Source organism: Methanobrevibacter sp., from assembly GCF_045116495.1.
Lineage (GTDB): Archaea > Methanobacteriota > Methanobacteria > Methanobacteriales > Methanobacteriaceae > Methanocatella.
In genome coordinates this window covers 1-7403 of the sequence record NZ_JBGULU010000032.1, presented here as the reverse complement: position 1 = coordinate 7403, position 7403 = coordinate 1, and the positions used below count along the sequence as shown (strand labels likewise).

At 36.1% G+C, this 7403-nt stretch carries 10 protein-coding genes; 3 read left to right on the top strand and 7 right to left on the bottom strand.

Annotation, left to right across the window (positions count from 1 at the left end; translation table 11 throughout):
* The first annotated feature begins 46 nt into the window (after positions 1-46).
* On the top strand, positions 47-790 hold the full coding sequence (locus tag ACJMLH_RS01480) for an SDR family NAD(P)-dependent oxidoreductase (RefSeq protein WP_405274163.1): 744 nt from the start codon (positions 47-49) through the stop codon (positions 788-790).
* A gap of 36 nt (positions 791-826) precedes the next feature.
* On the opposite strand, the gene ACJMLH_RS01475 is transcribed toward ACJMLH_RS01480, so the two are convergent.
* The gene (locus tag ACJMLH_RS01475) at positions 827-1894 is read right to left on the bottom strand and encodes an MFS transporter (RefSeq protein ID WP_405274164.1); all 1068 of its coding nucleotides are present in this window, start codon (positions 1892-1894) and stop codon (positions 827-829) included.
* Here ACJMLH_RS01475 and ACJMLH_RS01470 point away from each other — a divergent pair.
* A complete protein-coding gene (locus ACJMLH_RS01470; RefSeq protein WP_405274165.1) occupies positions 1806-2033 on the top strand; it encodes a hypothetical protein in 228 nt (75 codons plus the stop codon). The genes ACJMLH_RS01475 and ACJMLH_RS01470 overlap by 89 nt on opposite strands.
* On the opposite strand, the gene ACJMLH_RS01465 is transcribed toward ACJMLH_RS01470, so the two are convergent.
* From ACJMLH_RS01465 to ACJMLH_RS01450, 4 genes are all read right to left on the bottom strand, one after another.
* Complete coding sequence (locus ACJMLH_RS01465) at positions 2009-2992, bottom strand: beta-ribofuranosylaminobenzene 5'-phosphate synthase (protein WP_405274162.1); 984 nt, start codon at positions 2990-2992, stop codon at positions 2009-2011. The two genes, ACJMLH_RS01470 and ACJMLH_RS01465, sit on opposite strands and share 25 nt — an antisense overlap.
* Before the next feature lie 81 nt (positions 2993-3073).
* Positions 3074-3784 carry an ion channel gene (locus ACJMLH_RS01460; RefSeq protein WP_405274161.1) on the bottom strand — a complete coding sequence of 237 codons (711 nt, stop codon included), beginning with the start codon at positions 3782-3784 and terminating at the stop codon, positions 3074-3076.
* A 22-nt stretch (positions 3785-3806) separates the two neighbouring features.
* Entirely contained in the window at positions 3807-4460 is a 654-nt protein-coding gene (locus ACJMLH_RS01455; RefSeq protein ID WP_405274160.1) for an adhesin, read from the bottom strand.
* Positions 4461-4498: 38 nt separating this feature from the next.
* Positions 4499-4999: a ferritin gene (locus ACJMLH_RS01450; protein WP_405274159.1), complete on the bottom strand. Its 501-nt coding sequence runs from the start codon at positions 4997-4999 to the stop codon at positions 4499-4501.
* Positions 5000-5081: 82 nt separating this feature from the next.
* Between ACJMLH_RS01450 and nudC the strand changes: the two genes are divergently transcribed.
* Entirely contained in the window at positions 5082-5870 is a 789-nt protein-coding gene (nudC, locus tag ACJMLH_RS01445) for an NAD(+) diphosphatase (protein ID WP_405274158.1), read from the top strand.
* A 15-nt stretch (positions 5871-5885) separates the two neighbouring features.
* Here the strand turns inward: nudC and ACJMLH_RS01440 are convergent, their stop codons facing one another.
* Positions 5886-7049: a MalY/PatB family protein gene (locus ACJMLH_RS01440; protein WP_405274157.1), complete on the bottom strand. Its 1164-nt coding sequence runs from the start codon at positions 7047-7049 to the stop codon at positions 5886-5888.
* A partial coding sequence (locus tag ACJMLH_RS01435) for a nitroreductase family protein (RefSeq protein ID WP_405274156.1) occupies positions 7036-7403 on the bottom strand: 368 nt, incomplete at its 5' end. The genes ACJMLH_RS01435 and ACJMLH_RS01440, both read right to left, overlap by 14 nt.

The following is a 7403-nucleotide window of genomic DNA, read 5'->3' as shown; positions in this document are numbered from 1 at the left end:
CATAAACATCATGGCTTTTTCATGGTGTTGAAAAAAAGGTGATAAAATGGGAAAACTAGAAGGTAAAGTAGCAATCGTAACCGGAGCAACATCCGGTATGGGTAGAGACTCAGCAAAATTATTCGCAGCTGAAGGGGCAAAAGTTGTTGTAACAGGAAGAAACGAAGAAAGAGCAAAAGCCGTTGTTGACGACATTAAAGCAGCAGGCGGTGAAGCCATCTATGTAATCGTTGATATGGCAAACCTTGATGAAGTGCCAAAAGTATTTGAAGCAACAATGGAAGAATACGGAACCATTGACGTTCTGTTCAACAATGCAGGAGTACTTTCAATGTCCCCATTAATGGATGTAACCGTCGATGAATGGACAAAAGTGTTTAACGTTAATGTCACCTCAGCATTAGTTTTAACACAGCTCGTTGCACCTGTAATGAAAGAAAAAGGAAAAGGAACAATTGTCAACACCTGTTCTGTAGCATCATTCGGAGCACACCACGGATTTGCAGCATATGTTGACAGTAAACACGCAATGATGGGATTAACCAGATCCATGGCATGGGAATTAGGGCCTGAAATCAGATGTAACGGTATTGCACCTGGACTTATCCACACTGCAATGGTAGACAGTATCGGAGGACCTGCAGCATTGCAACAAATGATTGACCAATGTCCTGTTAAAAGATGCGGTCAACCTGAAGACATTGCACATCTTGCACTGTTCCTGGCAAGTGATGACTCTGCATTCATCGACGGTCAAATCATAAAAGCAGACGGCGGATTCGAAATTTAAACACCACACCAGAAGTTAGATTCAACATCTAACTTCTCAACTATATTTTAAACTAATTTTCAAAACATATATGCAGTAAAAAAGCATGAAAAATGCCAATATTAAAAATATAAGACCACCGACAAATATTGACATCACACCAAAATCATTAACCAAAAACCCTCCTATAGCAATACCAATAGCTATTCCACCATTTAAAATACTTAAAAATACTCCGTTTGCAATTTCTGGATCATCAGGCAATACTGATGCTTCAATATACTGAATGAGATTATAGCCCATTCCATCCAAAATGCCGAATATCATAAAGAGTATCAAAACAGGAATCAGATAATCAGCAAACATATAGAAGAGTACAAATACTGCTGCACATACTACCTGAAAAATCATCAATGTAGCCTTATCCCTGTAAACTATCAGTTTTCCCCCAATCCAGGTTCCAAAAATTGAAACGATTCCATATATGAAAAGAAGAATGCTTAATTTATAGGTATAGATATGGCTTACTGTCTGGAGAAAATATGGCATGTAATTATAGACAATGCTTGCACCAATCGGCATCATGATTATACCCAGTGACGCCAAGACAAACTCCTTTGATTTCAAATCAGAAATCGGAAGTTCAAATGATTTTGATTTTCCGGGAATTCTTGGGAAAAATACCAGTATCAGAACCAGTGTTAAAAAGTTAATTGCAAATATCCAAAACATTGCAATCTGATATCCGAATATTGTTCCAAGACCTGTCGTTATTGGAAGGCCGACAATGCTTCCGACAGATATTCCAAGCAATATTTTTGTAATGTAATCCTGTTTTTCTCCTTCAGGCGCAATCTCTTCACAGACAGTCAGGGCAATCGAAATGAATGCGGGATAAAACACTGCAGAGAGAATCCTGAAAAATGAAGACACATACAGATTGCCGGAAAATACAATGACCAGATTGGAAACGGCAAAAATGCCCAATATTGACAGGAACGTTGTTTTTCTCTCAAACCTGGAAAACAATGCAGGCATGAATAATCCGCAAATAGCTATTGTAAATGTGAATGAACTTACATACAATCCTGAAATGGCAATTGAAGTATTGAAAAATGTTGAAATTTGTGAAATAATGCCAACAATACTAAGTGGAGTGTTAATCCCAAGTGTTGATAACACTAATATGTACAATAAGATTTTAGAATTAATTTTCATAAAAAAAGAAGATAAGAAATGTTATTTTTCAATAACAAATCCGTGATTTTGTGCTTTGGTTACAAACACAGTACCGTTTTCACCAACGATTTCCTTGGTTTTCTCTACAATGAATTCATTTGATTCATCGAAAAATGTGTAAAGTACAGGACCGAATGATGAAATACCTACACCATATGCTCCGGCATCTTCAATAGCTTTCATTGTAGGCAGGTAGCTTGAATCAAGTGAGTGTTCAAGCTTGTTGAAACCAACTTTTTGAAGTTCACTTACAGCCCATCCAAAGTTTTTAATATCCTTTTCAAGCATGAACGGAACAAGATTCATTAAGATAAGGTGAGATACCTGTTCAACTTCCTCTTTTGGAATAGGACAGTATGTTTGGAATACATCCACTTCATCATCCCCTTCCACGTGCTTTTCAATTTCAGGAATGGCAATTAAGATATTCCATTCTTCCGGGAAATCATATCTTGCAATCAGGGTAGCAGGTTTTGCCTTGGATGCGCCTGACGGCAGGAACAAAGGTTTTTCCTCTTTGCTGTGTCCTCCATCAAGGATAAATCCACCCAAATCGTGAGTGTATGTTCCAATACCGGAGGTTCCACCCCTTCCGACAATTGAACTTAATTCTCTGCTTTCAATTTCAATTCCCATTGTTTCAGTTATCAGGTGAGCTGTTGAAACTGCAATCTGGGTTCCGCTACCGAATCCTGAGTGTGGAGGATAGGTTTCGTGAACAATAAATTTAAAACCGGCATCAATATCAAAATGTTCAATAGTTCTTTTTGCCGCATCGGGAATTTTTTCCCTACATTCTAAAATAGCTTCTTCATCTGTAACGGTGTCTGCAAATTCAAGTTCAATTCCGCTTTCTATCTGCTCGACTTCCAATACAAATTGTGGGTCAGCCAATGCTAGACCAATTCCACCATCGACTCTTCTATATGACCCGTTTAAGTCAATAAGGGACATATGTATTCTTGAAGGTGCTTTTATAATCATCTTTTCACATCCGTAATAATATTTACCTTTAATATTTTTGTAAAAGAAGTATAATAAAACTTTTCATATTTTTTTGGAACTTTACTTTTCAAGCTCGTCAATTTTCTTGTTCAGTCTTTCAATTTCACTGCTTAAATCATCAATTTTTGACTCAAGATTGTCATGGTGATGCCTGGATATTTTGGACATGTATAATGTAGAGATTGCTGCTGTAACTGTGGCGAAAATCAGAATCCCTCCAATCATTGCAATGATTCCTATGAGTCTTCCAGAATGTGAAACCGGAACAACATCCCCGTAACCTGTACTTGTCATGGAAACGACTATAAACCAGATTGCAGTAGGAATGTCATTGATAGCAGGATCCAACAGACGAATTGAAACCGTAATTATGAAAATAAACATGATAGCTATGAAAATAATCTTATCCAAAAGAGTATGTTTTAAAAATTTGGAAATATTTCCTGTTGTTTCACGGGCCAATACATATAATTTAATTAACTGAACAAGCTTGACCAGTCTCAATGCCCTTAAAAATACAAAATCTATAGGAAACATTCCTAAAATACTAAATGAATTATCCTTTAAGTACTTTTTTTTGTTTTTGCTATGCCTATAGCTGTAAATGAATTCCGCCCATAGGATAATACATATAATCAAATCATAAGCGATTGCACTGTATCTGAACGTTGAAGAAACAGAAAAGAATGCTGAATATCCCAAAAATAGGATATCAATAAATGTCAAAATTATAATAATTAAATAGAAAACTCGCCTTCTAGTGCTGACCATGAAATTATATATTATTCAACAACTATTTAAAATTTAATTTGTCCACACAGCTGACAAGTTTTAATGCCAGTTCCAATGTCAAGTCCATCGGCTCATAAGAATAGCACTCATAGACCAATGTTGGAATTCCTGCCTTTGCAGTCGGTTCAGTAATGAATGGCGGACTTGATCTGAATTCCGGAGCATAATAAATGACCCCATCAATGGCATCAATGATTTCATTCATATATCCTGAAGATTCCTCATCAAAACCCGGAGCAAAAACAAAATTGGTTATCTTATAGTCCCCAGGTCCGTGTGCACCCCGGTTTGAGTGAATATCCAAAAACAAGTCATATTTTTTATCTATAATATCCCCGCAAACGAATTCCCTAGCCAAAAGCTGTCCTTCATTTCTGCCTTCGGATTCGCTTGCTTTATCGTTGACATTGATGTTGTAGATATAATAGCAATATTGCAAATCATCTTTTGAAGTCAGTTTCTCGAACAATGCCCTGTGAGATTTGCTTTCCAGGGGATGCATTCCTATCAGATAAGCTATTTTCACATCCGATTTCGCATCTCCAAAAGGACCGTGAATATGCACGCTGCCTAAATCATTTTCTCCTATCAATTTTGATTCATATCTTGTAGAATCCACCTGAGCTTCGCTGGTCGGACCTTCCGGACAGTTCATTGAAAACACCAAAAAAATAAGTTGAGACTAGATGAAATCTAGTCTTCTGAAGGTGAACGTGCACCTAATTCTTTGTTCAATTCGTAAATTAATCTGTTGTCGCCGTCAGCGAGTTTTATTTTTGCGACTAATTCCATTGCATTTTCTTCTTCTTCGACTTGTTCTTCAACAAACCATTGAAGGAAGTTGTTGGTTGCATGGTCTTTTTCTTCAATAGCTAAGTTGACTAAATCGTCAATAAGACCGGAAACCTTTTTTTCATGTTCGAGTACATGTTCGAATGCTGCTACTGGAGAATCCCATTCGGTTTGTGGGCCTTCAATTTCAGTCAAGGTTACAGAAGCTCCTCTTCTTATAATGTAGTCATAGAATTTCATTCCATGTTCTAATTCTTCTTCTGCTTGTACTCTCATCCAGTTAGCAAATCCTGCTAAATCTTCATCTTCAAAGTAAGCTGCCATGGATAAATACAAATATCCTGAGTAAACTTCAGCATTTAATTGTCCATTTAAAGCTTTTTCCATTTTTTCAGATACCATTTAATATCACCAATATAATTATTAGTTTTTAATTAATATAAAACCTACTAAAATTATATAACTTAAAACTAAATTTAATTATATGATTGAAAAATCCCTTTATGAAAATTATCAAATCGCTTTTAGCGATAATCTTAAACCGGACTTCGAAGATTACCTGTTTGTTTTTAATGATAACAGAGAATTATTTTTAACTCCAAAAAAAGAATTGCCAAAAACGCTTGATGAATTTGACATTGAATTCTGTTTGTTTATTGGAAAATATAACTCCAAAAATTGTTTTGTAGTTAATGCAGATTTTAAAAATGGTTATGATTTAAGGGAAGTCTATGAATTCAATCCAGACCTATATCATATTGCGGGAAAAGCTGTACTGGTCAGAGATTGGTATATATCACACAGGTTTTGTGGAAGATGCGGAACCAAAACACAATTAGATGAAAAGGACATGATGTTAAAATGCCCAAGTTGTGGTCAAGTGCACTATCCTCGCATCGCTCCTGCAATTATTGTAGCCATCAGAAAGGATGATGAATTGCTGATGGCCAAACACAGCTACCATGACAATATCCGATATGCCTTGATAGCAGGCTTTGTAGAACCCGGCGAAAGCATTGAAGAAGCAGTTCACAGAGAAGTTCTAGAGGAAGTAGGCATCAAAATCAAAAACCTGAAGTATCAGCGCAGCCAATCATGGCCATTTCCAAATTCATTGATGCTGGCATTTACCGCAGAATACGAATCCGGAGACATCAAGGTAGACGGCGATGAAATACTTAAGGCCAACTGGTTTAAAAAAGATGAAATAATCAGATACAACTCAGACATCAGCATTTCAGACTGGCTGATTCAGGATTTTATCGACAAATAACTACTTAAATTCCATTTACCATCCTTTAATTGTATTCAATGCAATAATGCCTGCCTTCAGCCTTCTTAAACCATCTTCCAATAATTCCTGAGGGCATGCTATATTCATCCTCAAGAAATTGTCACCATTCACACCAAAGTCTATTCCTGCAGATAAAAATAGTCCCTGGTTTGTTCTTAAAAATCCAGACAATACCTTAGAAGGAACATTCAATGCAGAACAATCCAACCACAACAGGTATGTCGCATCACAGCCAACCAATTTGACAATCGGCAGTTCCTCGGCCAAATAATCCTTGACAATCTGTTTATTTTTATATAATTCCTCCCTTAGCTCTTCAAGCCAATCCTCAGAATCGTCATATGCTGAAATTACTGCAGTTGCGGCAAATACATTGCATGAATCAGAATTGTCAATATGCATTTGGGTTTTTATTTTTTCCAGAAGTTCAGAATTTGTTGTTTGAACAATGGAACTTTGAAAACCCGCAATATTAAATGATTTTGAAGGTGATAAACATCTTATAACATTATCAGATGATTTAAACGGATTGTATTTAACATGAGGATCTGTCAAATCACAATGAATTTCATCAGAAATTAAAACAACATCATGCTTTTTGCACAATTTTTCAATCTTATCCAATTCCTCAGATGACCATATCTTACCAATAGGATTATGAGGATTGCACAAAATCATTAATTTAACTTTGGATAATTTTTCATCCAAATCATCAAAATCGATTATGTATTCACCATTTTCATATATCAACTGATTTTCAAGAACCCTGCGATTATTATCTTCAATGACATAGAAAAATACATGGTAAACCGGGGTCTGAATTAAAATTTCATCACCAACATCAGTTAAGCACCTAATCATTGAAGATATGGAAGGCATTACTCCTATTGAGTAAAGCATTTCCTCTTTTGACATTTTTAAATCATATCTCTTATCCCACCAATTAATATATGCCTCAAACAATTCATCCGGAACTATAGTGTAGCCATATATCGGATGGCTTGCCCTTTTTTGTATTGCCTTTTGGATAGCTGGAGCTACTTTAAAATCCATGTCAGCTACCCACATAGGCAAATCATCATCAAAATAATCCCATTTTAGAGAATTTGTGCCCTGTCTGTCAATGATGCTTTTAAAATCATTTTCAGTATTTTTCATAATGAATTCTCTCTTTATCGAATTTATCCATGAATTTGTTTTCCCAGCCTTCAGCAGGATAGCCCAATGTTATTATACAATAAGGTTTGGTTTCGCTAATGTCATCAATTCCAATAATTTCACCAATTTTTGCCATCCTTTCTTTTTCAGGTGCAACTCCATTCCAAAGACCACCTAAACCCAAGTTAACTGCTTCAAGCAACATATTTTCAGCAGCAGCACCCATATCCTGTTGCCATACGGTTTTATAAAACGCCCTTTCAATATTTGCAACAAGAACAATAGCTACTGGCGCATTTGTTACGCGAGGTTTGATTTCACCTAACCTTGCCAAAGTCTCTTTGTCTTTAACAA

Bases quoted from the DNA above. Each gene is read 5' to 3' on its own strand.
- ACJMLH_RS01480 (WP_405274163.1), top strand. From the start codon at position 47: ATGGGAAAACTAGAAGGTAAAGTAGCAATCGTAACCGGAGCAACATCC.
- ACJMLH_RS01470 (WP_405274165.1), top strand. From the start codon at position 1,806: ATGAATAATCCGCAAATAGCTATTGTAAATGTGAATGAACTTACATAC.
- ACJMLH_RS01465 (WP_405274162.1), bottom strand. From the start codon at position 2,992: ATGATTATAAAAGCACCTTCAAGAATACATATGTCCCTTATTGACTTA.
- ACJMLH_RS01460 (WP_405274161.1), bottom strand. From the start codon at position 3,784: ATGGTCAGCACTAGAAGGCGAGTTTTCTATTTAATTATTATAATTTTG.
- ACJMLH_RS01455 (WP_405274160.1), bottom strand. From the start codon at position 4,460: ATGAACTGTCCGGAAGGTCCGACCAGCGAAGCTCAGGTGGATTCTACA.
- ACJMLH_RS01450 (WP_405274159.1), bottom strand. From the start codon at position 4,999: ATGGTATCTGAAAAAATGGAAAAAGCTTTAAATGGACAATTAAATGCT.
- nudC (WP_405274158.1), top strand. From the start codon at position 5,082: ATGATTGAAAAATCCCTTTATGAAAATTATCAAATCGCTTTTAGCGAT.
- ACJMLH_RS01440 (WP_405274157.1), bottom strand. From the start codon at position 7,049: ATGAAAAATACTGAAAATGATTTTAAAAGCATCATTGACAGACAGGGC.